This is a genomic window from Mycobacterium colombiense, from assembly GCF_001672755.1.
Lineage (GTDB): Bacteria > Actinomycetota > Actinomycetes > Mycobacteriales > Mycobacteriaceae > Mycobacterium > Mycobacterium colombiense_C.
In genome coordinates, this window is the sequence record NZ_LZKI01000115.1 from 26,796 (window position 1) to 52,933 (window position 26,138).

The following is a 26,138-nucleotide window of genomic DNA, read 5'->3' on the forward strand; positions in this document are numbered from 1 at the left end:
GGAGGGCCGGGTGTTCGTAGGTGCAGGTCCAGCGCACGGGCTGTTCGTGGGAACGGTGTATGACTGGGCGCCGGAGACGGGCAGAATCGTGTCCTGGCAAGCATCGCCCACCTCGCTGGCGAAGGCCCGGCAAGCCCCGATAAGTGATGTACCGCTCAGCGCAATGCAAGAAGCGCACCTTCGCGGCTTTTCCCGGTACGCGGCCCGCGGCCTCGACTATGCGCGCTTGGTAATCGGCACCGGAGACGAGCCCGGTCGATGCGACATTCGCACCATGAGTTACGTCATCAACTCGCATCTGCGGCGGCACAAGACGTATCACAGTTGGTTCGAGTACGAAGACGCGGACAACATTGTGCGGCACACGATCGTCGAGCCGGCCGACATCGAGTTCGTCCCGATCCGGCAGGGCAACATGACGCCAACCGAGTGGCACCAGTTTGTGCTGTCCACTCCGGATCCGGTGGAGTGGGATTGCTTCAGGTTCGGCATTATTCAGCGTGAGGACCACTTCACGATTTTCGCGATTGTCGATCACCTGCACTGTGACCCGACAATCATCGCGGGCTTATACACCGAAATCGTGATGAACTACCGTGTCCTGGTAGCCGGTCGTGCGCTCGTTCAGGCACCGCCCGCGGCCAGCCATGACGATTTCTGCATCCGGGAGCAGCAGCACGTATCGTCTCTGACCTTGGATTCCGCCCAGGTGCGCAGGTGGATCGAGTTCGCCGAGAACAACGGCGGAACACTTCCGGACTTCCCACTGCCGCTCGGTGATCTGTCGCAGGCCACGGGTGGCGACCTGGTAGTCGATCGGCTGATGGATCAGGACCAGACGGCCGAATTCGAATCCCGCTGCATCGCGGCGGGGGCACGCGTCAGCGGCGGCTTGTTTGCCTGTATAGCTCTCGCGCAGCATGAGTTGACCGGCGCCACAACGTATTATGGCCTTGCGCCAACCGACAAGCGCAGGTCGCTGGCTGAATTCTCCACAATGGGCTGGTTCACCGGCGTGGTGCCGTTCACTGTGCCTGTCAACCCGACATCCTTCGAAGAGACCGCCCGCGCCGCGCAGGCTTCCTTCGATTCGAATCTGGACCTCGCCAACGTGTCGTTCAACGAAATATTGAAATTGGCGCCCTGGCTCAGGGCATGGGGCCCGAACTGCACGATGGTCAACTATATGGATGCGGGTCTTCCTCCCTTCTCCGCCACCGTTGCCTCCCACATGAAGGACGCGAACGTCAGCATCTACTGCGACCCCAGGGATCCGGCGCACCTTTATTTCTCGGTGATCCGGCTGTTCGATGAGGTGTCGATGTGGGTGAACCTCCCGAAGAATCCGATCGCCAAAGACTCCGTGACCCGCTACCTGCAAGCGATGAAATCCGTCCTGAAGCGCGTAGCGGATGGACGTCGCGCAAATCAAGCAATCGAACTATCCGGATGAAAGTCGTGTTGGCCGCCCATGGCACTCGCGGCGACGTCGAACCGTGCGCCGCAGTCGGTTTGGAGCTGCTACGCCGAGGCCACGAAGTGCGCATAGCGGCACCACCCAACCTACTCGGCTTCGTGGAGTCGGCCGGCCTTACCGCGGTCGGTTACGGACCAGATTCGCAGGAGCAGGTCAGGGCGGTCGCGGACTTTGTTCATCACGCCTTCAGGCCGCAGAATCCCGTCAATGTGGTGCGCGCAGGCAAGGAGCTCTTCGTCGAGGGTTGGGCGCAGATGAGCAGGACGCTGACTTCGCTGGCGGACGGGGCCGACCTTCTCGTAACGGGCCAGACGTACCACGGCGTCGTTGCCAATGTTGCGGAGTACTACAACATTCCGCTGGCAGCGCTCCACCACATGCCGATCTGCGTCAATGGACAACTCGCCCTGCCATCGATACCGTCGCCGGCGCCCCTGGTCCGCTCCACTCTGCGGGCAGCGTGGCGGCTGTATTGGCGCATCACCAAGGACGCCGACGCTGCGCAACGTCGTGAACTCGGCCTGCCGCGCGCGGCGGCCCCCGCGGCGAAGCGGATGGCGGAACGTGGATCGCTCGAAATCCAGGCCTACGACGAGGCTTGCTTTCCGGGCCTCGCAGCCGAATGGAATGGCCGGCGCCCCTTCGTCGGCGCGCTGACCATGGAGTTGCCGTCGGATTCCGACGGTGAGGTCGCTTCGTGGATTGCCGCCGGGACGCCGCCCATCTACTTCGGTTTCGGCAGCACGCCGGTCCAAGCTCCCGTCGACACGATCGCCATGATCGCCGCAGCTTGCGCCGAGGTCGGCGAACGGGCTTTGATTTATTCCGGTGCGAGCGGGTCCAACTGCATGTCACCTCCCGAGCGCGTGAAACTTGTTGATCTGCTCAACTATTCGTCCATCCTTCCGATCTGTCGCGCGATGGTCCACCACGGCGGAGCTGGCACCACGGCTGCGGGCCTACGGGCAGGAATACCCATGCTGATCCTTTGGGACGTAGCCGATCAGCCGCTGTGGGCAGCGCAGGCGACGCGCATGAAAGTCGCTCGTGCTCAGCGCTTATCGACCATCACGCAACAATCCTTGATCTCACACCTACGTCGTATTCGAGCGCCGCAATACATGGCCCGCGCCGGCGAAATCGCGACCCGAATGACCAAGCCTGCCGAAAGCGTCAGCGCGGCCGCCGATCTGATAGAGAATATCGCCCGCGGGGAGGGCGTCGGATGATGTGGGGCACGGTGCTGGCGATCGCACTCTGGGTGTCGATCGACCCCACGCGTCTGGTCATCGGCGGAGTCTTGATGTCACGGCCGCGGGCCCGGCACAACCTTGTTGCCTACTGGTTGGGCGGTCTGGCAGCCGGTGTCGCTCCCGGCGTTGGCGCGCTTGTCCTGCTGCACGGTTCGCTGCTGAAGGATATGGAAAATGCGAGGTCCACGCTCGCACGCTTCACGAGTGGGTATTTCCAAATCGTCGTCGGTGTGCTCATGCTGTTGATCGCGGCAGTCGTGTCGGCGGGGCCCTACGGGGGCGCTCCGTCGGCCCCGAGTCTGCAGCCAACACAGACCCCATCCGCCTGGGTACTTGCCCGCATGCGTCATGCGCTGCAAGGCGGAAATCCGTGGGTGGCGTTTGGGATTGGCGTGGTATCGACGATGCCGCCCATCGATTACCTCTTCGTGCTCGTCATCATCGTCTCCTCGGGAGCCGGAATCGGAACTCAGCTCGGCGCAGTCGTGATATTCACCGTCATGGTTCTTGTTCTCGTTGAGGTCCCGCTTGTCAGCTGTCTGGTAATGCCGGCGAAAACCGAGTTCGCCATGCTGCAGCTGCAGAGGTGGGCCCTCGTCAACCGTCGGCGGATTCTGATCGCCGTCCCCGCCGTCGCCGGGTTAATGCTGCTGAGCGCTGGTATAAGCAGCATTTGAGCGGCGAAGGGCGTTCATCGTGACCCGCCGGCCCGCGGCGAGGTCTTGCGCGCTTCGGGGTGCGTCCACCGAGCCGTTGGGCGGGCATAGCCGCTGACTAGTGGGGGCGCTCTCCGTCCGAGCCTGTCCACGTTCGATTGGATGAATGGGAAGGGGTAGGAGGTGCGTTGCTCGACGACTGCGCGGAGGTCCGCCATCGACGCGTGCCACGGCATGTCGTACCGCGCCAGGTTCGTCTTGAGGAAAGGGAATTGGAAATCCTCGATCAGGCCGTTCCAACAATAGAGAGTGCTGTTATTTCGCGCGGAGCGCTCGCCGGCCCACAGCCGCGCCGATGGGCACCCATAGGTGGTTTTGACCGTCGCGGCGGACACGAACGGTTTGATTCGCAGCCCTGCTTTGCGAGCGCGTTTGGATAAGCCGACCTCGTACCGCCAGACAAGGCTGCCTTTATGGACGGCGTACTGGAAGTTGTCCCAGAAATCGTCGAGGAAGGCGCGAGTGCGTGAGTTGAGATCCCATCCCAGAAAGAAAGATTGGAGGTGGGGGGCCATCTGGGTATTTTCGATGGCGCCGTACATGTCGGCATCGTGGAACGAGTTCCACATCTCCTCGAGGGGAAAGAGGGGGCCGAACACGCTGTCGTTGGCGATGACGAACCGGTCGAACTGATCGAGCGACCAGCCGCGCTGCCGGAGGATGCACCAGGCGAGGTGCCACGAGCCGAAGTCGTAGGCGAGCGTGCGGCGAGTGTAAATGCCAGCACAGAAGGGCCGGATGGGTGCGACCGATTCCGCCGAGAGGGTGGGCGAGCCGGAGACGAAGACGATGGTCGCGCCGAGTCCGTGCAGCGCCTTCAGGTAATAGGTGACGTAAGGATCGACGATGCCCTGAGGATCGAAGTGTGCGAACAGAACGAGCGTGCGGCGACCCGACGGAGGCTGCGGTGGAAGCCCCAGGTGGCTTTCGCACAGGAAGCGTAAAGCGTTGCGGTCCAGCCGGTGTTGCGCGACGGCCAAGGTGCGCTCGAATTCGGTCCGCAGCGCGACCGCCCGCCGTCGCGGCACTAAGTGTCCAAGCGGGCGAACTGATTCTGGCGATACCGCTCGACGCAGGCTGCTCTCCTCACCTTGCCGCTAGTGGTAATGGGAATCGAACCAGGCGCTACCACAACGAGATCCGCGATGCTGAGGCCATGCGTGTTGGAAATCGCAGAAGTGACTTTACGTTTGACGACGTTGAACTTGTCAGCCGCGTCCTCGTGGGAGCCGGCGTGATCCTTGAGCTCGATGATGGCGACGACCTTTTCCGTGCCTTCGTCCGGAACCGCGATCGCCGCGCATCGTCCGGGCGTGATGCTCTGAATCGTTGCTTCAAGGTCGTCGGGAGAGTGGTTACGCCCGTACACGATCAAGAGATCCTTGATACGGCCGATGATGAACAGCTCGCCGTCGTAGATGAAGCCCGAATCTCCAGTTCTCAGCCAGGGCGCTTCCGGGGTGCCGGCGGACGGAGCGACAAGCGTTGCGCCGAATATCTGCGTCGACTCGTGGGGCCGCTGCCAGTAGCCGGTTGCGACGTTGTCCCCGTGCACCCAGATTTCACCGGTCGTTCCCGCCGGACACTCGATACTGGTCTCGGGATTGACGATTCGCACCATAGGCGACTGCGGAACGCCGTAACTGACGAGCGCTGTCCCGCCCCCGTCTGGGCGACGCTTCGCATGTCCCGCAGTCAACTCTTCGGAGTCGAAATGAAGGATCCGGGGTGGTTGACCCGCTTCGCGGGTCGCGACATACAACGTTGCCTCTGCCATCCCGTACGACGGCCGTAGCACCCTGTCGTGCAGGTTGAACGACGCGAACCGCTCGGTGAAGCGGTGCAGGGTCGCGGGCTGCACCCGCTCGCTGCCGTTGAGGATGCTGAGCACGTTTCCGAGATCGAGACCGGCCAGGTCATCGTCCGATGTTTTTCGCGCCGCCAATTCGAAAGCGAAGTTAGGTCCTGCCGACAGTGCGTGACTGTTTCCCGCCAGCCATTGCATCCACCGGGCCGGCCGCTGCAGAAACGCGACCGGACTGGCAAGGACGGTGCGAAATCCGGTCAGCACCGGAAAGATGATTCCGAGATGCAAACCCATGTCGTGGTAGAAGGGCAGCCAGGACACCACAGTGGTGTCCGGCGGGGCAACGCCTCCATGGTCCCCGAAGAAGTCGGCATTGATCTGCCCGAAATTCGCCATCACGTTTTTGTACGTAACCATGACGCCGACGGGGGTACGGGTCGATCCGGACGTGTATTGCAAATACACTGTCTCTGTTGAATTCTCGACCCGCGCAGCGGACGCCTTCTTCGAGTCGAGGTCCAACGAATCAACTTCGATGAATGACGGGGCGGCCACCCCGGACTTGGATTCGAGACCCGCGGCGATATCGCCCGCGACAGAGGAAGTCGTGAGAATGACCGCGGGCGATGCGTCACCCAGCACCGCATCAATACGCTCATCGCTGGCCCCACCCAGCGGGACCGCGATCAGCCCGGCCTGTAATGCGCCGAGAAACGCGCTGACGTAGTCAAGTCCTGGCGGCGCCAGTATCACAGCGCGGTCGCCATTTGTTCCGTGCAGCCTGAGCTCCTGTGCAACATTAAGCACCCGTCGATACAGCTGCGACCACGTCAGGGTTTCGGCAATTCCGGCCGGGTCCTGTTCGTAATCCATAAATGTGAACGCCGTCTGGTTGGGCTGCAGACTGGCACGTTCGCGCAGCAGTGTCGGAATGGGACACTTAAGCATGGGCGTCAGGTTACCTCGGCGATTACCGTTGCGCCGGTTTTGCGCCAGAGACGATGGGCGGCTCCAGCGGACGCCAGTGGAAAGCCTGATCGACCGGCTGAACAGCAACCCAATCCTGCTGAAAATGTTGAATTTGCGGTTCAAATACGGTTACCGGTTCCTCAGCCGCCTGCTCATAAGGGACGACGTACTGTTCCTCAATTACGGGTACGAGGAGAGCCCGCCGATGGCCCTGCCACTGGCGGCGTCCGATGAGCCCGATCGATTTCCCATCCAGCTCTACCACCGCACGGCGACCCAGGTGGAGCTCGCCGGCAAAAAGGTGCTCGAGGTCAGTTGCGGCCATGGCGGCGGGGCTTCGTATCTGATGCGGACGCTGCGCCCGGCCTGCTACACGGGCCTGGATCTGAACACGGTCGGCATCGAATTCTGCCAGAAGAGGCACAACCTGCCCGGTCTGAACTTCGTGCCGGGCAATGCCGAGAGCCTGCCCTTTCCCGATCGGTCCTTCGACGCGGTGATCAATGTCGAAGCCGCGATCAACTACCAGAACGTGCCCAAGTTCTTCGCCGAAGTGGAGCGTGTGCTGCGCACGGGAGGGCATTTCCTGTACGCCGATATCCGCTACGCCGACGAAATCGGCGCCTGGGAGACGGACCTGGCCAACATCCCAATGCGCCGGGTGTCGGAGCAGACCATCAACGCTGAGGTGATGCGCGGGCTGGAGAAGAATCGGTTCTTCGACCAGATCATTCGTCGGCTACCGAATATCGCGTTGGTGCGCGGCATAGCCAATGACTACGCGGGTGGGCCGGGGTCGTTGATCTACCGCAGGCTGGAAAGCGGCGAGGCGTCGTACCGGTTGTTCTGCTTCGTCAAGGATTGAGGCGCGGTTGTCCGAAGCTTCGGCTCGGCGTCACCGCGAGCGAAACTCGGGCTGCCGGGTGGCGGTCCAACGGCTTATTCTTTGAAGACCCCAGCAAACGTCTGGGGTCGGAGTTGGCGGAGGGTCGGATGACGGCCGAAGCGGCGTGCCAGACGTGCGGCACCGAGTTCCTCGAGAATGCACGGTTCTGTCACGGATGCGGCTCGCCCGTCACCGACCCCGCCGCACGTGCGGAGTACAAGCAAGTGTCGGTGCTGTTCGCCGACGTGGTGCATTCCATGGACATCGCCGCGGCGGTTGGTGCGGAGCGGCTGCGCGAAATCATGGCCGAGCTGGTCGACCGCTGCAGCAAGGTAGTGCACCGCTACGGGGGCACGGTCGACAAGTTCACCGGCGACGGAATCATGGCGGTGTTCGGCGCTCCCGTAGCAATGGAAGACCACGCTCTTCGCGCCTGTCTGACGGCCTTGGGCGTTCAGGAAGACATCAAGCAGCTTGCGGCCGACGTCCAACAGCGCGACGGGGTGGACCTTCAGTTGCGGGTGGGACTGAACTCGGGTCAGGTCATCGCGGGTGACGTCGGTTCTGGGCCGTTGGGCTACACCGCAATCGGCGCGCAAGTCGGGATGGCGCAACGGATGGAGTCTGTGGCACCGCCGGGTGGTGTGATGCTCAGCGAATCCACCGCCCGGCTCGTTCAGCAGGGCGCCCTGCTGGGCGAAACGGAGCAGGTGCGCATCAAGGGCAAGGCCTTTCCGGTACTGGCCCGCCGTCTTCTCGGCCTGACCGGCGGTTCCCAGCGAAGTGACGACTTGCAAGGCGCATTGGTCGGGCGAGAGCTCGAAGTGACAACGATCGCCGGTCTCCTGGATCGATCGATGAGCGGGCGGGGGTGTGTCGTCTGTGTTGCGGGGCCGGCAGGCATCGGCAAGACGCGACTCACTGATGAGGCGGTCGCGATGGCCCATAGTCGCGGTGTTGTGGTGTCTTCGGTTTTCTGCGAGTCGCATACCAGCGATGTCCCCTTTCTCGTGGCAGCGGGGCTGTTGCGCGAAGCCGCCCGGATAACCGGTCTCGACGACGAGGCAGCGCGCATACAGGTGCGCGCCGGCGTCCCCAACGCTTCCGATGAAGATGTGCTGCTGCTCTACGACCTGATGGGAATCCGCGACCCCGACACACCGCCCCCTACAATCCATCCCGATGCACGGCGCCGACGGTTGAGCGCTTTGATCAACTCGTTGTCATTGAACCGCACCCAACCGGTTCTCTACGTCATCGAGGATGTGCATTGGATTGATGAGGTCAGTGAGTCGATGCTGGCCGAGTTCCTCACCGTCGTACCCCAAACGCCGTCGATGGTGCTGGTCACCTACCGTCCCGACTATCGTGGTGCGTTAGCGGAAGTACCTGGCACACAGACAATCTCGCTGGCGCCGCTGAGCGATTCGGAAGCTGCGGTGCTGCTTGACGAAATGCTGGGCACCGATCCGTCGGTCGCCGGGATCAAAGCGCTCGTCGCCGAAAGGGCGGGCGGAAACCCGTTTTTCGCGCAGGAGATGGTGCGCGAGCTGGCGGAGCGTGCCGTGCTAACGGGTGATCGCGGCGGTTTCACCTGCGCCACAGATCTGGCCGAGGTCACCGTTCCGGCCACCCTGCAGGCCACCATCGCCGCGCGCATCGACCGGTTGGATCCTGACGCCAAGCAGACTTTGAACGCCGCGGCGGTGATCGGATCGCGCTTCACGCCCGAACTACTCGCCGCGGTGGGCAATGCGCCTGCTCTCGAAGCACTCCTGAAGGCTGCGCTGATCGATCAGGTCCGATTCACACCCTGCACCGAGTTCGCGTTCCGCCACCCGTTGATTCGCGCTGTGGCCTACGAATCACAACTGAAAGCCGATCGCGCCCAGATGCATCGCCGTCTGGCCGCCGCGATCAAGGCCCGCGAGCCGGAATCGAGCGACCAGAACGCGGCGCTGATCGCCGAACATCTGGAAGCCGCGGGTGACTTGCGGGACGCCTACGGCTGGCACATGCGCGCGGCAATGTGGGCGAGATACCGCGATATCGCCGCGGCTCGTCTGAGTTGGGAAAGTGCCACGCGGATCGCCGACGCACTGACCGCCGCAGACCCAGACCTGGCGGCCATGTGCATTGCTCCCCGCACCATGCTGTGCGGGATCGCGTGGCGGTTGCATGTGAGCAACGTCGGGCACCGTTTCGACGAGTTGCGGAAATTGTGCAGCGCCGCGGGGGACAAGCCGTCACTGGCCATTGCGATGGCGGGGCTGGTGGTGGATCACGCGTTCCAGGACAGGGTGCGCGAGGCGTCGCGGCTGGCTTCCGAAGCCGTCACTCTGATCGAGTCCATCAGCGATCCGACGTTGACGGTCGGGCTGTCCTTCACGCCTATCCGCGCCAAGATGGCAAGTGGCGAGTGGTCCGAGATGCTGCGCTTGTCACAGCGAGTCATTGATCTCGCCGAAGGAGACCCCACGAAGGGCAACTTCCTCTTCGGGTGCCCCCTGGCGCTCGCCTTTGCGCAGCGGGCTACCGCCCGTTACGCACTGGGACGGCCCGGGTGGCGAGATGACCAGCGGCGCGGCCTGGCCGTGGCGAAGGGCGCCGACTCGTTGTCCTACGTCACCGTCGTCAGCTACGTGTACACCGCGGCGGTACCGGCTGGCGCGCTGCGGCCCCACGATTCGACGTTGCGCGAGATCGAGGATGCCTTGGCGATTGCCGAACGATCGGGCGACAACCTCCAGTTGGGGGTCGCCTGGTTGACCCTGGGCCTTGCGCTGGTGCACCGGCATTCGGATGCCGAGCGTGATCGCGGACAGCAGTTATTGGCGGAGGTCCGCGATGTGTTCCTGCGCGGGGGGCACTTCTTGTGCGATATCCCGATGATTGACGTGTACGTGGCCCGCGAGACAGCGCGGCGTGGAGACCACGACCGGGCGATAGCGCTGATGCGTGCGGGCGTCGACCATCTCGCTCGGGCGGGACAACTACTGTCGTGGGGCATTTTGGCCACGGGTGTTCTGGTGGAGACACTGCTCGAACGCGGGACGGAGCCTGATGTCGCCGAAGCCGAGGCCGCGATCGAGCGGTTGGCGACTGCGCCGGCCGACGAGGGCCTGCTGATAAGGGAGATCTGGCTGCAGCGGTCGCGGGCCTTACTGGCGCGGGCTCAAGGCGATGGCGGCGCCTATACCCGCTTCAGGGATCGCTACCGCGACCTGGCGAGAACGCTTGGCTTCGAAGGACACATTGCGTGGGCAGAGGCGATGCAATAGAAGCGGCCCCTCGGCCGCCCGTGACTAATCTTCCTGCATGGCCTACATGGAGGACGAACCGAGAAAGCGTTCGACCAAGGCGCGCTCGGCGATCGGATCTTTGAGCGGCCAGGCCCACAGTGCCAGGAAGACGCGGATCAGCCACTGCGCGGCCAGCGGGTCGTCGTTGTCGGGCCCCAGCATCTCGGCGGCCAAGGCGGTCACCGCGGGTGAGCTGATGACCCAATCGCTGACCGGGGCCGCGTGGATCGACCGCATGAGCTGAGCCAGCGGATCGGATCGCAGGCGTTCCAATGCCATCATCGTGGCGGTCACGACCCGCTCGGGGCCTCGAAGGTTCTTGATGGCCTGCCGCGTGGCGTCGACAATGCGAGCGGCTTGAATACCGACGACGGCGTCGCGGATGGTCGCCTTGCCGCCGGCATGCCGGTAGATCGTTGCGGGCGAGCAGTGCACCCGGGCCGCCAGGGCCTCGATCGTGAATCCTTCGTATCCCTGGCGCGCGATGAGGTCGGCCGCCGCGGTGTAGATCCGTTCGGCGGCTTCGCTACGGCGATCGCGACCCACCAACCAGTCGTCACGCGGCATCTACCCATGCTCCACCAAATTGCACGATGCAGAAATACTTTTCGCAGCTTGAGAAATTCTACGTACTCCTTATCACGCGAACTGGCTGCTGGCGGCGGGTGCACGCGGTCGTCTCCCGTCGACCGGAGGCGCGAGGGTTCCTCAACTTGTCGGCATCCCGTTGACGCCGCGGTGAGCCGCATCGAGCCTGAAACACATGGCGGTATTGGACAGTGCGATCGAATTCTTCAGCAGCGAGGCGATCCAGGATCCCTACCCGCTGTTCGACCGCATGCGTGCCGAGGCGCCGCTGCACCGCATCGGCGATTCCGTGTTCTACGCGATATGCGGTTGGGACGCCGTGCTGGAGGCAGTCGACCGCGTCGAAGACTTCTCCTCGAATCTCACCGCCACCGTGGTCTTCCACGAGGACGGAACCGTCACCCCCCTCGACATGGGCCCGCCCGGCGCCCCGATGCATGCGCTGGCCACGGCGGACGATCCGGTACATGCGATGCACCGCAAGATTCTGCTGCCCCACCTGTCGGCCAAACGTGTTCGGATCATTGAAGAATTCGCCGCCCAGACCGCGGACCGTCTCTGGGAAGAGAACCTGCGCGATGGACGGATCCAATGGATGAGCGCGATAGCCAACCGGCTGCCGATGATGGTGGTCTGCAAGCTGCTGGGTCTGCCCGACGACGATGTCGACAGGCTCATTCGCCTCGGCTACGCCACCACCACGCTGCTCGACGGGATCGTCACGCCCGATCAGCTCGCAGCGGCCGGGGCCGCGGCGATGGAGCTCTCCGGCTATGTCCTCGAGCACTTCGAAAAGGCAAGCGACAACAGTGAAGACGGTCTGATCGCCGACCTGGCAGCCCGCTACGCCTCGGGTGAACTTGAACAGCTGCCGGCGCTCGGGATCATGCTGACCCTCTTCAGTGCCGCGGGCGAATCGACGGCGTCGCTGCTGGGCAGCGCGGCCTGGATCCTCACCGATCGCCCCGCGGTCCAGCGGCAGCTTCGCGAAAACCCAGAATTACTAAGCAGTTTCATCGAAGAGACGCTGCGCTTCGAGTCGCCGTTTCGCGGTCATTACCGCCACGTGTGGCGCGACACCACGCTGGCTGGGGTCGAGGTGCCGGCCGGCGCGCACTTGTTACTGATGTGGGGAGCAGCCAACCGCGACCCGACGCACTTTGCGAATCCGAACGAGTTTCGGCTCGACCGCCCGGCCGCCAAGAGCCACGTGAGTTTCGGCAGGGGCGTGCATTTCTGCGTAGGTGCCGCGCTGGCCCGTTTGGAGGCCCACATCGTGCTGCGGATGTTGCTCGAGCGCACCACATGGATCGACGCGACCGACATCGGCGAATGGCTGCCGAGCATCCTGGTCCGGCGCCGCGAACGGCTTCAGCTGGCTGTGCGGTGATCCTACGGACGCGGCTGCACGTCGACGCTGGGCGGACGCGACTGCGGGTCCTGAGGCTTCGCCCGCACGGAGCGCCGGACGAGACTGAACGCGACGGCGCCCCCGACGAGGACCGCGACGGCCGCCCCCGCAAAGACCAACGGACGCTTGCCGCGACGCTGCGCGCGCCGCGCGTCCTGCAACGCCTGGGGCAGGCTCGTGACCACTTCCTGCGCCGCGGCCAACTCCTGGGCCAGGGTTTCCTGGGCCGCGGCGAGGTCTCGGGCCAGCCGCCCCTCTTGATACCGGCGACGCAGCTGCGAGGCGGTCTGCTGCGCGGACTGGACGCTCAGGCCGACCACTCCCCGGGTGACGTCCACCGGTCCCTGCGCCGAATAGGTCAGGCCGCGGGACAGTCGCTGCCGCGGCGTCAGCCGGGAATCCGTCTTCGCGCTCATCTGTCGCCTTTCTGTCCCGTAAGTAGAGCCTGGCGTGGAGCCGGCCCGCTATCTGAACAGACTGCCAGCATAAGGACGCCGGCGTCGTCTTGGGTGACACCGCGTGCGGCAACGCCCGCCCGTAGTGGCAGACTCTGATCCCGTGACCAACAGCCCCTTTCAGACTGCTACCGCCACGCTCCACACCAATCGCGGCGACATCAAGGTCGCCCTCTTCGGAAACCACGCGCCCAAGACCGTCGCCAACTTCGTCGGCCTGGCACAAGGCACCAAGGAGTACTCGACGCAGAACGCATCGGGAGGCTCGTCCGGCCCGTTCTACGACGGCGCGGTCTTTCACCGGGTGATCCGGGGCTTCATGATCCAGGGCGGCGACCCGACCGGAACCGGTCGCGGCGGCCCCGGCTACAAGTTCGCCGACGAGTTCCACCCCGAACTGCAATTCGACAAGCCCTACCTGCTGGCGATGGCGAACGCGGGCCCCGGCACCAACGGCTCGCAGTTCTTCATCACGGTCGGCCAAACCCCGCACCTGAACCGGCGACACACGATCTTCGGTGAGGTGACCGACCCCGATTCGCAGCAGGTCGTTGAGGCGATCTCGACGACGGGCACCGACGGCAACGACCGTCCCACCGAGCCGGTCGTCATCGAGTCGATCACCATCTCCTGAGCCGGCGGTAGGCCGCGGGCCGATCAGCCTTGCTGGCGGCCCGCGTAGCCCGCTGCCGTGAGCGCGTCGAGCACCTCCAGCGGGTCCGTTCCGAGATCCCAGCGGGAGAACAACGCCAGCTCGCCGTCGGCCGTCTCGACCTCGAGCAACCGCACTTTGCGTCCGTAGCGGCGGAACTCGATGATGCGGATGATCTTGATGTCGGAATGCTGCAATACCTGCGTCCGAAACCAGCCGCGGCGCACCAGGCCGCCGGGCGTGATTGCCAGCTTGGGACGCGCGTGCCACGACACGCCGGCAAACAGAATCAGACCCGCCGCGGCAACGCCCGCCAGAATGCGCCCCGGTGGATCTGTGACCACGGTCACAGCCGCGATAGCCATCAGAACACCCGCAGCTCCACAACCAGCGATTCCCGCCGTGTGCGGCTGCCATTGTGTTTGCTGCATGCGGTCCTTAACCCCTCCCACCACGGCCTATGCAGTTATCCACATCAGCTATCAACAGTGGGGATAAATCACACGCGTGTGATTGGGTGGCTACATAGTTGCTGACGCGGTGACAAATAAGGCCGAAAATGAATTCATTAGAGTAGTCGCCGCGCTCAGTGCCAGCGCATCGTGAGCAACAAACCGGTGATCATGAAAGCGAACGCGATCGCGTAGTTCCACGGGCCCAATTGGGCCATCCAATTGAGAGCGGTGGGTGCCTGGCTCCCGACGGCGGCCAACTGGAACACCATCAGCCAGACGAGGCCGATCAGCATCAGACCGATGAACAGCGCGACGAACCACACGCTCGAGGGTCCGACCTTGACTTTCACCGGGGTGCGGCTGACCGTGCTGACGGTGAAGTCGTTCTTCTTGCGGACCTTGGACTTGGGCATGATTACCTCGCGGATTACCTCAACGACACGGTGAGCGGGACGGGGTGCAACGATAAGCACTGCAGCTGCACCCATAGCTTGGCTACGAGACTAACTCACCTGGGGCGGTGACCAGGAAATGGAGAGGCGATGATCCAGACGCGCCGGTCGCCATGGCGTTGGGGCGTCCCGGTCGTGTGCCTGCTGGCCGGACTGCTGCTCGCCGCCACCCACGGCGTCTCCGGGGGCGCCGAAATCCGCCGCAGTGACGCCCCGCGGCTGGTGGACCTGGTCCGCGAGACCCAGTCGTCGGTGAACCGTCTCAGCGCCCAGCGCGAGGCGCTGGCGGGCAAGATCGATGCCGCGCACGGGCGGTCGTCCGATGCCGCGCTGGCGGCCATGCTGCGGCGCTCCGGCCAGCTTGCCGGCGAGGCGGGAATGAGCCCGGTGCATGGGCCGGGCCTGGTGGTCACCCTCGCGGACGCACAGCGCGACGCCAACGGCCGTTTCCCCCGCGACGCCTCCCCGGACGATCTGGTGGTGCATCAGCAAGACATCCTGGCCGTGCTCAACGCGCTGTGGAGCGCCGGCGCCGAGGCGATCCAGATGCAGGACCAGCGGATCATCGCGACCTCGGTGCCCCGCTGCGTCGGCAATACCCTCTTGCTGAACGGGCGCACCTACAGCCCGCCGTACACGATCACCGCGATCGGCAACGCGACGGCGATGCAGGCTGCCCTGGCGGCCGCGCCGCTGGTGATCCTGTACAAGCAGTACGTAGTTCGCTTCGGCCTCGGTTACACCGAAGAGGTCAAGTCCGACGTGCAGGTGGTGGGTCACTTCGAGCCCGACCGGTTGCATTTCGCGCAGCCCAACGACCCAATCGGCTACTGACCAGCGGCGCGAGCACCGGCGGACGGTAACCTGGCACGATGCGGATCCTGGTTGTCGACAACTACGACAGCTTCGTGTTCAACCTGGTGCAGTACCTCGGTCAGTTGGGTGTCGACGCCGAAGTCTGGCGCAATGACGACACCCGGCTCTCCGACGAGGCCGCCGTCGCCCGCCAGTTCGACGGGGTGTTGCTCAGTCCGGGGCCGGGCACCCCGGAACGCGCGGGCGCGTCGATTCCGATGGTTCGCGCGTGTGCCGCCGAGCGGACCCCGCTGCTCGGCGTCTGCCTGGGGCACCAGGCCATCGGCGTCGCCTTCGGCGCCGTTGTCGACCGTGCCCCCGAGTTACTGCACGGCAAGACCAGCAGCGTCCATCACGGCAATATCGGTGTGCTGCAAGGACTTCCAGACCCCTTCACGGCGACTCGCTACCATTCGCTGACCATCCTGCCCGAGTCGCTGCCGCCGGCGCTTCAGGTCACGGCCCACACCGAAAGCGGCGTCATCATGGGCGTGCGGCACACCGAATTACCGATTCACGGTGTCCAGTTCCACCCGGAGTCGATCCTGACCGAGGGCGGCCACCGGATGCTGGCGAATTGGCTCGCCGACTGCGGATGGGAGCAAAACGACACGCTGGTGCGGCGGCTCGAGAACGAGGTGCACGCCGCGGTGCGACCCTATATCCCGGCCGACCCGACGGCTACTGACCGAACTTCAGCGTGATGATGCCGTCCCGGTTGACCCCGGAGCCGACAGGCGGGTTTTGATACACCACCCGATGGGACTGGGAGCCACCGGCGTCGACGTCGGCGCCCTTGTCCAAGATGCCCGTCCAGCCCAGCGCGCGTAGCCGTGGCTCGGCGTCGGTCCAGAACATGCCGGACAGATCGGGCATGATGAACTGGTTGCCCTTGGACACCTGCAGCTCGATCACCGAGTCGACCGGAACCGGCTGTCCCTTGGGCGGATTGGTGCCGATCACCTCACCGGCCGGACGGGGGCTGTCCACCTGCACCTGGGTGACCTTGCTGAAGCCGTAGACGGTCAGGTTCTTCTGCGCGATGTCGACGGTCTGGCCCGCGACATCGGGAACCTGCTTGGTCTCCGGCCCGGAGCCGACGATGAGGGTGACGACGTTGGTGATCGCTGATGTCTGGTTGGCCGGCGGGTTGGTGCCGATCACCTTGCCCAGCAATTCCGGGGTCGACGGCGAGTTGGCCTGCTTGAACTTGCTGAATCCCGCGGCCTTGAGCTTGGTTACCGCGTCGGAGTAGCTCAGCGAGGACACGTCGGGCACCTCGCGCTGTTCGGGCCCGGTGGAGACGTTGATGGTGATCTCGTCGCCCGCATTGACCGACGCGTTGGCGCCCGGGTCGGTGCCGATGACGTGGTCGGGTGGGATCGTGGAATCCGGCTTCTGCAGGGTGCGGGTCTTGAAGCCGCGGTTCTGCAGCGCCGCGATGGCGTCGGCGGACACCTGCCCACGCACGTCGGGCACCTGCACGTCGCGGGCGTTGCCGCCGAACGTGTTGAAGGCGATCACGACAACGATCGTCAAAACCGCCAGCGCGGCGACCGCAACGATCCAGCGGCCGACCGAGCCGACGCTGCGATCCTCCCCCGCATCGGCGAGAACCTGACGCGGCAGCGGATCGGTTCGCGACGGGCCGGCGGCGCCGGGACCGGACGACAGCAGCGAGCTCCGATCGGCATCGGTGAGCACCTTTGGCGCTTCGGGCTTTTCGCCGTTGTGCACCCGAATAAGGTCGGCACGCATCTCCGCCGCGGTCTGATAACGGTTGTCGGGATTTTTCGCCAGCGCCTTGAGAACGACGGCGTCGAGCTCGGCGGAAATACCCTCGTGCCGCTGTGACGGTGGGACCGGGTCTTCCCGAACATGTTGGTAGGCAACCGCAACCGGTGAATCACCGGTGAAAGGCGGCTCGCCCGTGAGGATTTCGTAGAGCACACAGCCCAACGAATACACGTCGGAACGGGCGTCGACGGTGTCGCCGCGGGCCTGCTCGGGCGAGAGATACTGCGCGGTCCCGATCACCGCGGCGGTCTGGGTGACGCTGTTGCCGCTGTCGGCGATCGCGCGGGCGATACCGAAGTCCATCACCTTGACCGCGTTGGTGGTGCTGATCATGATGTTGGCCGGCTTGACGTCTCGATGGATGATGCCGTTCTGGTGGCTGAAGTTCAGCGCCTGGCACGCGTCGGCGATGATCTCGATGGCCCGGCGCGGCTGCAGCGGGCCATCGGTGTGCACGATGTCGCGCAGGGTGACGCCGTCGACGTACTCCATGACGATGTAGGGCAGCGGCCCGGTGGGTGTCTCGGCCTCGCCGGTGTCGTAGACCGCGACGATGGACGGGTGATTCAGCGCGGCGGCGTTTTGTGCCTCCCGCCGGAAGCGTAGGTAGAAGCTGGGGTCGCGGGCCAGATCCGCGCGCAGCACCTTGACCGCGACGTCGCGATGCAAACGGACATCGCGCGCCAGGTGAACCTCGGACATACCCCCGAAGCCGAGGATCTCGCCCAATTCGTAACGGTCGGACAGGTGCTGCGGCGTGGTCATTGATGTGTTCCGTGTCGGGCCGCCACGGTGTGGAAGGCGGAGGTTCCTATTGTCCCGTCATCCGGCCAATCGAGTCGCATTTCGGGCCGGGCCCCCGAACCGCTCGGTGTCTTGCTCGGCGGCGGTGGAGCCGAGGCGGGCGGGGTGCCGGTGTCGGTCACCGTCGGTGGCTGTTGCTGCTGGTCGGCCTTCGAATTGATGACGATCAGCACCGCGATGATGATCGCCAGCGCGCCGAGCACGCCGGCCGCCCACAGCAGCGCTCGCTGGCCGGAGGAGAAGGTGCGCCGGGCCGGGGGTGGGCGGTGACCTCCGGTGGTCGGCCGCGACCGACGGGGCGCCGCGCTTCGGCTCGGCGACACCGCGGCCGCGCGGGTGGTCGGGCTGGACGGAATTGCCGCCGGCGAGGCCCGGCCGGCGGGCGGTGTCGCGCTGGGGCGTGGCGGACGACGACCTGCGCGCACCGCGGCCACGGCATCGGCGAACGGGCCGCCGCTGCGGTATCGCATCGCGGGGTTCTTCACCAGGGTGATCTCGATGAGTTCGCGCACGTTGGGTGGCAGCTCCGCGGGCAGCGGCGGCGGCGGTTCCTTGATGTGCTTCATCGCCACCGTCAGCGCACCATCACCGGTGAACGGCCGCTTGCCCGAAACAACCTCGTAGCCAACGACTCCCAGCGAGTACACGTCGCTGGACGGGGTGGCGTCGTGGCCCAAGGCCTGCTCGGGTGCGATGTATTGGGCCGTGCCCATCACCATCCCCGTCTGGGTCACCGGTGCGGCGTCGACGGCCTTGGCGATACCGAAGTCGGTGATCTTCACCTGGCCGGTCGGGGTGATCAAGATGTTGCCCGGCTTGACGTCGCGGTGCACCAGCCCCGCCGCGTGCGCCACCTGCAGCGCGCGTCCCGTCTGCTCGAGCATGTCCAGGGCGTGGCGCAGCGACAGCCGGCCGGTGCGCTTGAGCACCGAGTTCAGCGGCTCGCCGTTGACCAGCTCCATCACCAGATAGGCGGTGCGGCCCTCCCCGTCCAGCTGACTTTCGCCGTAGTCGTGGACGGCCGCGATCCCCGGGTGGTTGAGCATCGCGGTGGTACGCGCCTCGGCGCGGAACCGCTCAATGAATTCGGGGTCCTGGGAGAACTCCTGCTTGAGCACCTTCACCGCGACACGCCGGCCCAGCCGGCTGTCTACCGCCTCCCACACCTGACCCATGCCGCCGGTGGCGATCAGGCGCTGTAGGCGGTACCTGCCAGACAGCGTCACACCAACTCGCGGGCTCATGGTCCTCCCTGTAGCGCGGCCTGGATCACAGCCCGTCCGATCGGCGCGGCGAGTGCACCCCCCGTCGCGGACAGGCGGTCGGCGCCATTCTCCACCAATACCGCCACAGCGACCTTCGGGGTCTGTGCGGGCGCGAAAGCGATGTACCACGCGTGCGGCGGGGTGTGCCGCGGATCGCTGCCATGCTCTGCGGTACCAGTCTTAGATGCGATCTGCACGCCGGGAATGGCCCCTTTCTGCTGTGCGACCTTCTCGGCGCCGACCATCAGCTCTGTTAGCTTAGCGGCGACCTGCGGTGACACGGCGCGCCGCTGCTCATACGGTGCCGTGGTGCTAATCGTGGTCAGGTCTGGCCCCTTGAGGCTGTCGATCAGGTAGGGCTGCATCGTCACCCCATCGTTCGCGATGGTCGCGGCGATCTCGGCGTTCTGCAGGGGTGTCATCGCGACATCTTTCTGGCCGATGCTCGACATTCCCAGCGCCGCGGCGTCCGGAATGATCCCCACGGTCGACTCCGCGACCTGCAGCGGGATGACGCTGGGTGTGCTGTCCAGCCCGAACGAGTGCGCCATGTTGCGTAGCGCGTCGGACCCGGTGAGCATGCCGAGCTGGACGAATGCGGTGTTGCAGGACAGGGCGAAGGCCTGCCGCAGGGACACCGTCGGCTCGTTTCCACACGATTCCCCACCGTAGTTCTCCAGAGTTGCCGTGCTGTTGGGCAGCGGAATGGAGGGCGCGGCCGTCAGCTGTTCGGTGTCGGAGGCCCCGGCCTGCAGTGCGGCCGCGGTGGTGATCACCTTGAAGGTGGATCCGGGCGGGTACGTCTCCGAGATAGCACGGTTGGTCAGCGGGTTGTCGGGGTCGTCACGCAGCTTCTGCCACGCCTGCGCCTGCACATCGGGATCATGCGACGACAGCAGGTTGGGGTCATAGGACGGCGAGGACACCATCGCCAGGATCTTGCCGGTCGAGGGCTCGAGGGCAACGACGGCGCCTTTGCACGGCGGGCCGCCGCAGCCCTGTTGCATCGCGTCCCAGGCGGCGCGCTGGATCCGTGGGTTGATGGTGGTGTCGACGTTCGCCCCGCGCGGGTCACGGCCGGTGAAGAAGTCGGCCAGCCTGCGCCCGAACAGCCGCTCGTCGGACCCGTTCAACAGTGGATCCTCGGCGCGTTCCAGGCCGCTGCTGGAATAGCGCAGCGAATAGAAGCCGGTGACGGGCGCATACTCCGCCGGGTTGGGGTAGACGCGCAGGAAGCGGTAGCGGTTGTCGGTGGCGGCGGAATAGGCCAGCAGCTGGCCGCCCGCCACAATCTGGCCGCGCTGTCGCGAATACTCGTCGAGCAACACCCGCTGATTGCGCGGGTCGGCACGCAGCGAGTCGGCGGCGAAGACCTGCGTCATCGTGGCGTTGATCAGAAGCAACACGATCAACGCCATCACGGTCACCGAGATCCGGCGCAGAGAGGCGTTCATACTTTCTCGATCACCTCTGTGCTGGCCGCCGCGATCGGCGGCTTGCGGGTGCGGCTGCGCAGGGGACGACGGGCGCTGTGCGAAATGCGCGCCAGGATGGCCAGCAGCACGTAGTTGGCCAGCAGGGATGAGCCCCCGTAAGACATCCACGGCGTGGTCAGCCCGGTCAGCGGAATGAGCTGGGTCACCCCGCCGACGACGATGAACAGCTGAAGGGCCAGCGTCGACGCCAGGCCCGCGGCCAGCAGCTTGCCGAAGCTGTCGCGGGTGGCGATCGCCGTGCGCAGGCCCCGCACGATCACGATGGTGTAGAGCATCAGGATGCTGGCAAAACCCACCAGCCCCAGTTCTTCGCCGAACGCGGCGATGATGAAGTCGGTCGAAGCGGCCGGCACGGTGTCGGGCTGACCGTTACCCAAGCCGGTGCCGAAGATTCCGCCGGTGGCAAAGCTGAAGAGCGACTGGACAATCTGATAGCCGCTGCCGTCGGGGTCGGAGAACGGGTCCCACCACATCTGCACGCGGACCCGGACGTGGGCGAAAATGTAATACGCGACAACGCTTCCCGCGACGAACAGCACCAGGCCGATCCCCACCCAGCTGAAGCGTTGAGTGGCGAGGTAGACCACCACCAGAAACGACGTGTACAGCAATAGCGATGTGCCGAGGTCTTTTTCGAACGCCATCACGCCGACCGAGATCACCCACGCGGCCAGCAGCGGCGCGAGGTCGCGAGGGCGGGGCAGGGTCAATCCCATGAAATGCTTACCGACGCTGGTGAACAGGCCGCGTTTGGCGATCAGCACCGCCGAGAAGAAGATCAACAGCAGGATCTTGGAGAACTCAGCGGGCTGAATTGAGAAGCCGGGGAAGCGAATCCAGATCTTGGCGCCGTTCTGCTCGGACAGCGATGCCGGCAGCAGGGCGGGGATCACCAGGAAGATCAGGCCGACCAGTCCGCATATGTAGCCGTAGCGCGCCAGTTGCCGATGGTCTTTCAGAAACGTAACCACCAGCGAAAAGGTCACCACACCGATCAGGGTCCACAGCATCTGCTGGGTCGCACTGGGGTGGTGCCGTCCGCTGAGCTGGTTGGTGACCAGGTCGAGCCGGTGAATCATGACCAGGCCAAGGCCGTTGAGCAAGGCCACGATCGGCAGCAGCAGCGGATCGGTGTAGGGCGCGAAGCGCCGGATGGCCATGTGCGCCGACCCGAAGACGATGAGGAACACCAGCCCGTAGCTGATCGCCGTCCAGTGCAGATCGCGCTCTTGGTTGGCCTCAACTATCAGCAGCGCGGCGACGGTGATCAGTGAGGCGAAGCCCAGCAGCAGCAACTCGGCGTTACGCCGGGTAGGCAACGGGGGCGTGACCGCGACCGGCGGCTGAAGTTGGGTCGTCATGCCACCGTCCGGCAATCGATGCCCGGTTGAAGTGGCGGCCCGGGAAGCGCGGTGACTGTCTGCGACGTGGTCGTCGGACCTGCCGGCGCAGAGTTCGCGGGGCCGTTGGCGCTCGTGCTCGGTGAGGGGCTGGCGCTCGAAGAGCTGGTGGTCGGTGGTGCGGGCGGTGCTGTGGTGCCGGATTCTGGTGTTCCGCTGCGGGCGCCCGGTGAGCCGGGCGGCGACGTCGCGCGCGGGGGCGGACAGATCGGCAACAGATACTCGGCCAGAAGCTGCCGCAGCTGCGACTCGGCCTGGTCCAGGCTGCCGCCCGGCAGTCCGGTTTGGACTTGCACTTGTCCGGGGCGTCGCAAATCTTGCAGCGTCATCAGCTGGCAATTGGGGTGGCCACTGGATTGCCCATAGCTGATCAGGGAGAGCTCGTTGCGGGCGTTGAGGCAGCCCACCAGGTAGGGCTCCTGCAACGGGATGCCCAGCAGAGTGCCCTGGATCCCGCGGACGATCGAGATCCGGCCGCTGTACTCCGCGACGTAATAGTTGCGCTGAATGATCCACCATCCGACGGTGAGGCCCGCGAACACCAACAGCACCGCCAGGCCGACTGCCATATACATCTTCCGGGGCGACCAGCGCGGCCGATTCGGTGTTTCCGGTTGCGGCGCAACGCGTTTGGCGGACTCTTCACGGGGCCGGATCGCCGAGGCGCGGCCGGCCGAGGTGTTGGGCAGGGTCATCTGATCCTCGTCGCCCGACACCGCGCCGGCGAGGATCGGCTGAGTCTGCCCGTAGTCGTAGTCGACCACGTCGGCGACCACGACGGTCACGTTGTCCGGGCCGCCGCCGCGCAGCGCCAACTCGATGAGGCGGTAGGCGGCCTCGGCGACGTCGGGAATCTGCAGGGCCTCGAGGATGGTCTCGTCGCTGACCGGATCCGATAACCCGTCCGAGCAGAGCAGATAACGGTCACCGGCGCGCGCCTCGCGCATGGTCAACGTCGGCTCGACCTCGTGGCCGGTGAGCGCCCGCATGATCAACGACCGCTGCGGGTGGCTATGAGCCTCTTCCCGGGTGATGCGGCCTTCATCGACCAGGGTCTGGACGAACGTGTCGTCCTTGGTGATCTGGGTCAGCTCCCCGTCGCGCAGCAGGTAGCCGCGCGAGTCGCCGATGTGCACCATCCCGATGCGGTCGCCCGCGAACAGGATCGCGGTGAGCGTGGTGCCCATCCCCTCCAGCTCGGGCTCGGCCTCCACCTGTGCGGCGATGGCCGCGTTGCCGGAGCGCACCGCATTGTCGAGTTTGGCCAGCAGGTCGCCGCCCGGCTCGTCGTCATCGAGGTGGGCCAGCGCGGCGATCACCAGCTGGGATGCCACCTCGCCGGCGGCATGACCACCCATGCCGTCGGCCAGCGCGAGCAGCCGTGCGCCGGCATAGACAGAGTCTTCGTTGTTGGCGCGTACCAGGCCGCGATCACTCCGCGCGGCATATCGCAGGACCAGGGTCACGGGCGCAACTCAATCGCCGTTTTGCCGATTCGAATCGGTGTTCCGATCGGAACTCGTACCGCAGTCGTCACCTTCGCCCTGTCAAGGTAAGTGCCGTTGGTCGATCCTAGATCCTCGACGTACCACTCCGAGCCGCGCTGAGACAGCCTGGCGTGCCGCGTCGAGGCATAGTCGTCGGTAAGCACCAGCGTGGAGTCGTCGGCCCTACCGATCAAGACCGGCTGTCCGCTCAGCGTGATGCGTCCGCCGGCCAGCGCGCCTTCGGTGACCACCAGGTACCGAGCCGCGTGGCGGCGCTGGCGCGAAGGCAACAGCGTGCTCCGCAGCGCCAAACCGCGTCGCACCATGACAGCACCGGTGGGCGCGTAGATGTCGGTCCGAAGGATTCGCAGCACGGACCAGATGAATACCCACAGCAGCATTAAAAAGCCGGCGCGCGTCAGCTGCAGTACCAGTCCCTGCATCTGGCGTCCTTTCCGTCCTAGCGTCGCATCCCTGGCGCCCGTGACTCCGAGCACATCGGCTACGTCACGATACTTGGACGGCGGACGACACGGGGCGAAGCACGGCAGCGTTAAGCCCAGTGGCTTAGTGGATCCGGACGATGATCTCCGAGTGGCCCAAGCGGATCACGTCGCCGTCGGCCAACTGCCACTCCTGGATCGGTGCGTTGTTCACCGTGGTGCCGTTGGTCGAGTTCAGATCCGACAGCAGCGCGACCTGTCCGTCCCAGCGGATTTCGAGGTGACGCCGTGACACGCCCGTGTCGGGCAACCGGAACTGGGCGTCTTGCCCGCGGCCCACGATGTTGGAGCCTTCGCGCAGCTGGTAGGTGCGGCCGCTGCCGTCGTCGAGCTGAAGGGTGATCGTGGTCCCGCCGGCGCCGTAGCCGCCCTGGTCGTAGCCGCCGTAACCGCCCTGCTGGCCGTAGTCGGCGGGTTGGCCGTAGTCAGCCTGTTGACCGTAGTCCGCCTGTTGGCCGTAGTCGGCCGGCTGGCCGTACTCCGCCTGCTGGCCGTACTCGTACTCCGGGCTGGCGGCGTCGGGGTAGCCCCCGCCCTGGCCGCCGTACGTTCCGCCCTGCACATGCTCGGAGTACTGGGTGTACTCGGCGGAACCGTAGTCCTGGCGGCCGTACCCGCCACCCTGCTGGTAGCCCTGGTCGTACCCGCCGCCCTGCTCGGGGTAGCCGGGTCGGTGTTCGGGCGGGGCGTAACCGCCCTCGTCCGGGCGGCCCGGACCGCGACCGTAGTCGCCGTAACCGCCGTAGCCCTGCTGACCGCCGCCCTGCTGGCCGCCGGGAGGGCCGTAGCCGCCACCCTGGCGGTAGCCCTGGTCATAACCCTGGCCGCCATAGCCGCCGGGAGCGGGCGGACGCTGCTCGTACGACTGCGGATAGCCGCCCTGTCCCTGCTCGGGATAGCCGCGCTGGTCTTGGTAGCCCTGCTGTGGGGGGTAGCCGCCCTGACCCTGTTGGTCGGGGTAGCCGCGCTGATCCGGGTAGCCCTGCTGCGGCGGATAGCCGCCACCGTGCCCTTGTTCCGGGTAGCCGCCCTGTTCCGGGTAACCACCCTGCTCGGGTTGGCGGGGTGGCGGGTAGCCCTGCTGTGGCGGGTAGCCCTGCTGCTCGGGTGGATATCCACCTCGCTGGTCGGGTGCTCCCTGCGGGTCCGGGCCACCGCGCGCGTCGTCCTGCGGACGCCCGTAGCGGTCGTCGTAATACTCGTCGCCGGATCGCCCCGGCCCCTGAGCCCCGCGGTAGCCAGAATTGTCAGTCATTGGTGCTACTCCTCGTTCTTCGCCGAACGCGTTATTTGATTGTGGCCGGACGGGGTCGTCGACCGTCGGGCGGGGCTGGACATCGGGGTTGACAGCACCGCGGGCGCGGTACTGGCCGGTGCGCAGGTTCGATGCCTGGTCGAACCGAACGACCACCTCACCATACGTTTGCCACCCCTGTTCGTGGATGTAGTCAGCCAAGTACCTCGCGAAAGCGCTCGACGTGAGATCCGAATCGGCGCTCACCTTCTCGAAGTCGTGCATACCGAGGGTAATGATGTATTCGTTGGGGGCCAAAAGGCGATTTCCGTGGAGCTTCTGGACTCCGGCACTCGCTTCGCGGCATAACAGGGCTTCGACCTCCTGCGGAACGATCGATCCGCCGAATACCCGGGCGAAGGCATTGTCTACCGTCGCCTCGAGTTTGCGCTCGATCCGCGCAACCAGCCCCCGTTGGCTACTCATGTCCTACCGTTCGCGTGCACTTGCCATCAGGTATTGCCGGTGGACGGCAAACGAACCACCCCGGAGCTGGATCACTTTCGCATGGTATCGGGACACCGTGCCGGCGCGGCACTTTCGAAATCGTGAGAATCGCATCGGCGCAGCTCAGGCCGGTGCGGGTCGACGGGTGCGCGGTGCGGCGCGGCTTCGGGGCCCACTTCGGCGGTTCGGGGATTGGGCCATTAGAGTGATATGGTCCATCGGTTGTTTTTCCGGGCGAGTGGCGGAATGGCAGACGCGCTGGCTTCAGGTGCCAGTGTCCTTCGGGACGTGGGGGTTCAAGTCCCCCTTCGCCCACACTGAGCGGTTCAACGAAAGTCACGGCCTCGAAAAGAGGTCGTGACTTTCG

The 26,138-nt window shown here is 65.3% G+C and carries 22 protein-coding genes and 1 tRNA gene; 10 read left to right on the forward strand and 13 right to left on the reverse strand.

Going from position 1 to position 26,138, the window contains the following annotated elements; genetic code table 11:
• Positions 1 to 10 precede the first annotated feature (10 nt).
• Genes A5708_RS15395 through A5708_RS15405 form a run of 3 tightly spaced genes read left to right on the forward strand, consistent with a single transcriptional unit; the run spans position 11 to position 3,407 of the window.
• Positions 11 to 1,453, forward strand: a complete 1,443-nt coding sequence (locus A5708_RS15395; RefSeq protein ID WP_065029452.1) for a condensation domain-containing protein — start codon at positions 11 to 13, stop codon at positions 1,451 to 1,453.
• On the forward strand, positions 1,450 to 2,706 hold the full coding sequence (locus tag A5708_RS15400; RefSeq protein ID WP_065029453.1) for a glycosyltransferase: 1,257 nt from the start codon (positions 1,450 to 1,452) through the stop codon (positions 2,704 to 2,706). The genes A5708_RS15395 and A5708_RS15400 overlap by 4 nt, the downstream gene beginning before the upstream one ends.
• Positions 2,703 to 3,407 carry a GAP family protein gene (locus A5708_RS15405; protein ID WP_065029454.1) on the forward strand — a complete coding sequence of 235 codons (705 nt, stop codon included), beginning with the start codon at positions 2,703 to 2,705 and terminating at the stop codon, positions 3,405 to 3,407. The genes A5708_RS15400 and A5708_RS15405 overlap by 4 nt, the downstream gene beginning before the upstream one ends.
• 14 nt (positions 3,408 to 3,421) lie before the next feature.
• Here the strand turns inward: A5708_RS15405 and A5708_RS15410 are convergent, their stop codons facing one another.
• Positions 3,422 to 4,474: a rhamnan synthesis F family protein gene (locus tag A5708_RS15410; protein ID WP_065029455.1), complete on the reverse strand. Its 1,053-nt coding sequence runs from the start codon at positions 4,472 to 4,474 to the stop codon at positions 3,422 to 3,424.
• The gene (locus A5708_RS15415) at positions 4,474 to 6,201 is read right to left on the reverse strand and encodes an AMP-binding protein (protein WP_065029456.1); all 1,728 of its coding nucleotides are present in this window, start codon (positions 6,199 to 6,201) and stop codon (positions 4,474 to 4,476) included. The genes A5708_RS15410 and A5708_RS15415 overlap by 1 nt, the downstream gene beginning before the upstream one ends.
• On the opposite strand from A5708_RS15415, the gene A5708_RS15420 reads away from it, so the two are divergent.
• Both A5708_RS15420 and A5708_RS15425 read left to right on the forward strand, forming a co-directional pair.
• Positions 6,131 to 7,087 carry a phthiotriol/phenolphthiotriol dimycocerosates methyltransferase gene (locus tag A5708_RS15420; protein WP_231117922.1) on the forward strand — a complete coding sequence of 319 codons (957 nt, stop codon included), beginning with the start codon at positions 6,131 to 6,133 and terminating at the stop codon, positions 7,085 to 7,087. The genes A5708_RS15415 and A5708_RS15420 overlap by 71 nt on opposite strands.
• 128 nt (positions 7,088 to 7,215) lie before the next feature.
• The gene (locus A5708_RS15425; protein ID WP_065029457.1) at positions 7,216 to 10,389 is read left to right on the forward strand and encodes an ATP-binding protein; all 3,174 of its coding nucleotides are present in this window, start codon (positions 7,216 to 7,218) and stop codon (positions 10,387 to 10,389) included.
• A gap of 42 nt (positions 10,390 to 10,431) precedes the next feature.
• On the opposite strand, the gene A5708_RS15430 is transcribed toward A5708_RS15425, so the two are convergent.
• The gene (locus A5708_RS15430; protein ID WP_065029458.1) at positions 10,432 to 10,977 is read right to left on the reverse strand and encodes a TetR/AcrR family transcriptional regulator; all 546 of its coding nucleotides are present in this window, start codon (positions 10,975 to 10,977) and stop codon (positions 10,432 to 10,434) included.
• Positions 10,978 to 11,173: 196 nt separating this feature from the next.
• Here A5708_RS15430 and A5708_RS15435 point away from each other — a divergent pair, with 196 nt between their 5' ends.
• Positions 11,174 to 12,388 carry a cytochrome P450 gene (locus A5708_RS15435; RefSeq protein WP_065029459.1) on the forward strand — a complete coding sequence of 405 codons (1,215 nt, stop codon included), beginning with the start codon at positions 11,174 to 11,176 and terminating at the stop codon, positions 12,386 to 12,388.
• A gap of 2 nt (positions 12,389 to 12,390) precedes the next feature.
• On the opposite strand, the gene cwsA is transcribed toward A5708_RS15435, so the two are convergent.
• The gene (cwsA, locus tag A5708_RS15440; RefSeq protein WP_065029460.1) at positions 12,391 to 12,825 is read right to left on the reverse strand and encodes a cell wall synthesis protein CwsA; all 435 of its coding nucleotides are present in this window, start codon (positions 12,823 to 12,825) and stop codon (positions 12,391 to 12,393) included.
• A gap of 124 nt (positions 12,826 to 12,949) precedes the next feature.
• On the opposite strand from cwsA, the gene A5708_RS15445 reads away from it, so the two are divergent.
• Complete coding sequence (locus tag A5708_RS15445; protein WP_065029461.1) at positions 12,950 to 13,498, forward strand: peptidylprolyl isomerase; 549 nt, start codon at positions 12,950 to 12,952, stop codon at positions 13,496 to 13,498.
• A 23-nt stretch (positions 13,499 to 13,521) separates the two neighbouring features.
• Here A5708_RS15445 and A5708_RS15450 read toward each other — a convergent pair whose 3' ends face one another.
• Positions 13,522 to 13,947 (reverse strand): PH domain-containing protein, encoded by a 426-nt coding sequence (locus A5708_RS15450; protein WP_065029462.1) that lies wholly within the window; start codon positions 13,945 to 13,947, stop codon positions 13,522 to 13,524.
• Between the two features lie 155 nt (positions 13,948 to 14,102).
• On the reverse strand, positions 14,103 to 14,384 hold the full coding sequence (gene crgA, locus A5708_RS15455) for a cell division protein CrgA (RefSeq protein ID WP_065029463.1): 282 nt from the start codon (positions 14,382 to 14,384) through the stop codon (positions 14,103 to 14,105).
• A 129-nt stretch (positions 14,385 to 14,513) separates the two neighbouring features.
• Between crgA and A5708_RS15460 the strand changes: the two genes are divergently transcribed.
• Both A5708_RS15460 and A5708_RS15465 read left to right on the forward strand, forming a co-directional pair.
• Positions 14,514 to 15,257, forward strand: a complete 744-nt coding sequence (locus tag A5708_RS15460) for a DUF881 domain-containing protein (RefSeq protein ID WP_065029464.1) — start codon at positions 14,514 to 14,516, stop codon at positions 15,255 to 15,257.
• 38 nt (positions 15,258 to 15,295) lie between these two features.
• Positions 15,296 to 15,982 (forward strand): aminodeoxychorismate/anthranilate synthase component II, encoded by a 687-nt coding sequence (locus tag A5708_RS15465; protein WP_065029465.1) that lies wholly within the window; start codon positions 15,296 to 15,298, stop codon positions 15,980 to 15,982.
• Here A5708_RS15465 and pknB read toward each other — a convergent pair.
• The 7 genes from pknB to A5708_RS15500 all read right to left on the reverse strand — a co-directional run bounded on the left by pknB (position 15,960) and on the right by A5708_RS15500 (position 25,750).
• A complete protein-coding gene (gene pknB, locus A5708_RS15470; protein ID WP_065029466.1) occupies positions 15,960 to 17,840 on the reverse strand; it encodes a Stk1 family PASTA domain-containing Ser/Thr kinase in 1,881 nt (626 codons plus the stop codon). The genes A5708_RS15465 and pknB overlap by 23 nt on opposite strands.
• The gene (locus tag A5708_RS15475) at positions 17,837 to 19,123 is read right to left on the reverse strand and encodes a serine/threonine-protein kinase (RefSeq protein WP_065029467.1); all 1,287 of its coding nucleotides are present in this window, start codon (positions 19,121 to 19,123) and stop codon (positions 17,837 to 17,839) included. The genes pknB and A5708_RS15475 overlap by 4 nt, the downstream gene beginning before the upstream one ends.
• Entirely contained in the window at positions 19,120 to 20,598 is a 1,479-nt protein-coding gene (gene pbpA / locus A5708_RS15480; RefSeq protein ID WP_065029468.1) for a D,D-transpeptidase PbpA, read from the reverse strand. Before pbpA ends, A5708_RS15475 begins: the two co-directional genes overlap by 4 nt.
• Positions 20,595 to 22,001, reverse strand: coding sequence for an FtsW/RodA/SpoVE family cell cycle protein (locus tag A5708_RS15485; protein ID WP_065029469.1), 1,407 nt, complete (start codon positions 21,999 to 22,001; stop codon positions 20,595 to 20,597). Before A5708_RS15485 ends, pbpA begins: the two co-directional genes overlap by 4 nt.
• Positions 21,998 to 23,506 carry a PP2C family protein-serine/threonine phosphatase gene (locus A5708_RS15490; RefSeq protein ID WP_065029470.1) on the reverse strand — a complete coding sequence of 503 codons (1,509 nt, stop codon included), beginning with the start codon at positions 23,504 to 23,506 and terminating at the stop codon, positions 21,998 to 22,000. The genes A5708_RS15485 and A5708_RS15490 overlap by 4 nt, the downstream gene beginning before the upstream one ends.
• The gene (locus A5708_RS15495; RefSeq protein ID WP_007771646.1) at positions 23,503 to 23,970 is read right to left on the reverse strand and encodes an FHA domain-containing protein FhaB/FipA; all 468 of its coding nucleotides are present in this window, start codon (positions 23,968 to 23,970) and stop codon (positions 23,503 to 23,505) included. Before A5708_RS15495 ends, A5708_RS15490 begins: the two co-directional genes overlap by 4 nt.
• A gap of 124 nt (positions 23,971 to 24,094) precedes the next feature.
• Positions 24,095 to 25,750 carry a DUF3662 and FHA domain-containing protein gene (locus A5708_RS15500; RefSeq protein WP_065029471.1) on the reverse strand — a complete coding sequence of 552 codons (1,656 nt, stop codon included), beginning with the start codon at positions 25,748 to 25,750 and terminating at the stop codon, positions 24,095 to 24,097.
• 253 nt (positions 25,751 to 26,003) lie between these two features.
• Here A5708_RS15500 and A5708_RS15505 point away from each other — a divergent pair.
• A tRNA-Leu gene (locus tag A5708_RS15505) sits at positions 26,004 to 26,086 on the forward strand.
• The last annotated feature ends 52 nt before the right edge of the window (positions 26,087 to 26,138 follow it).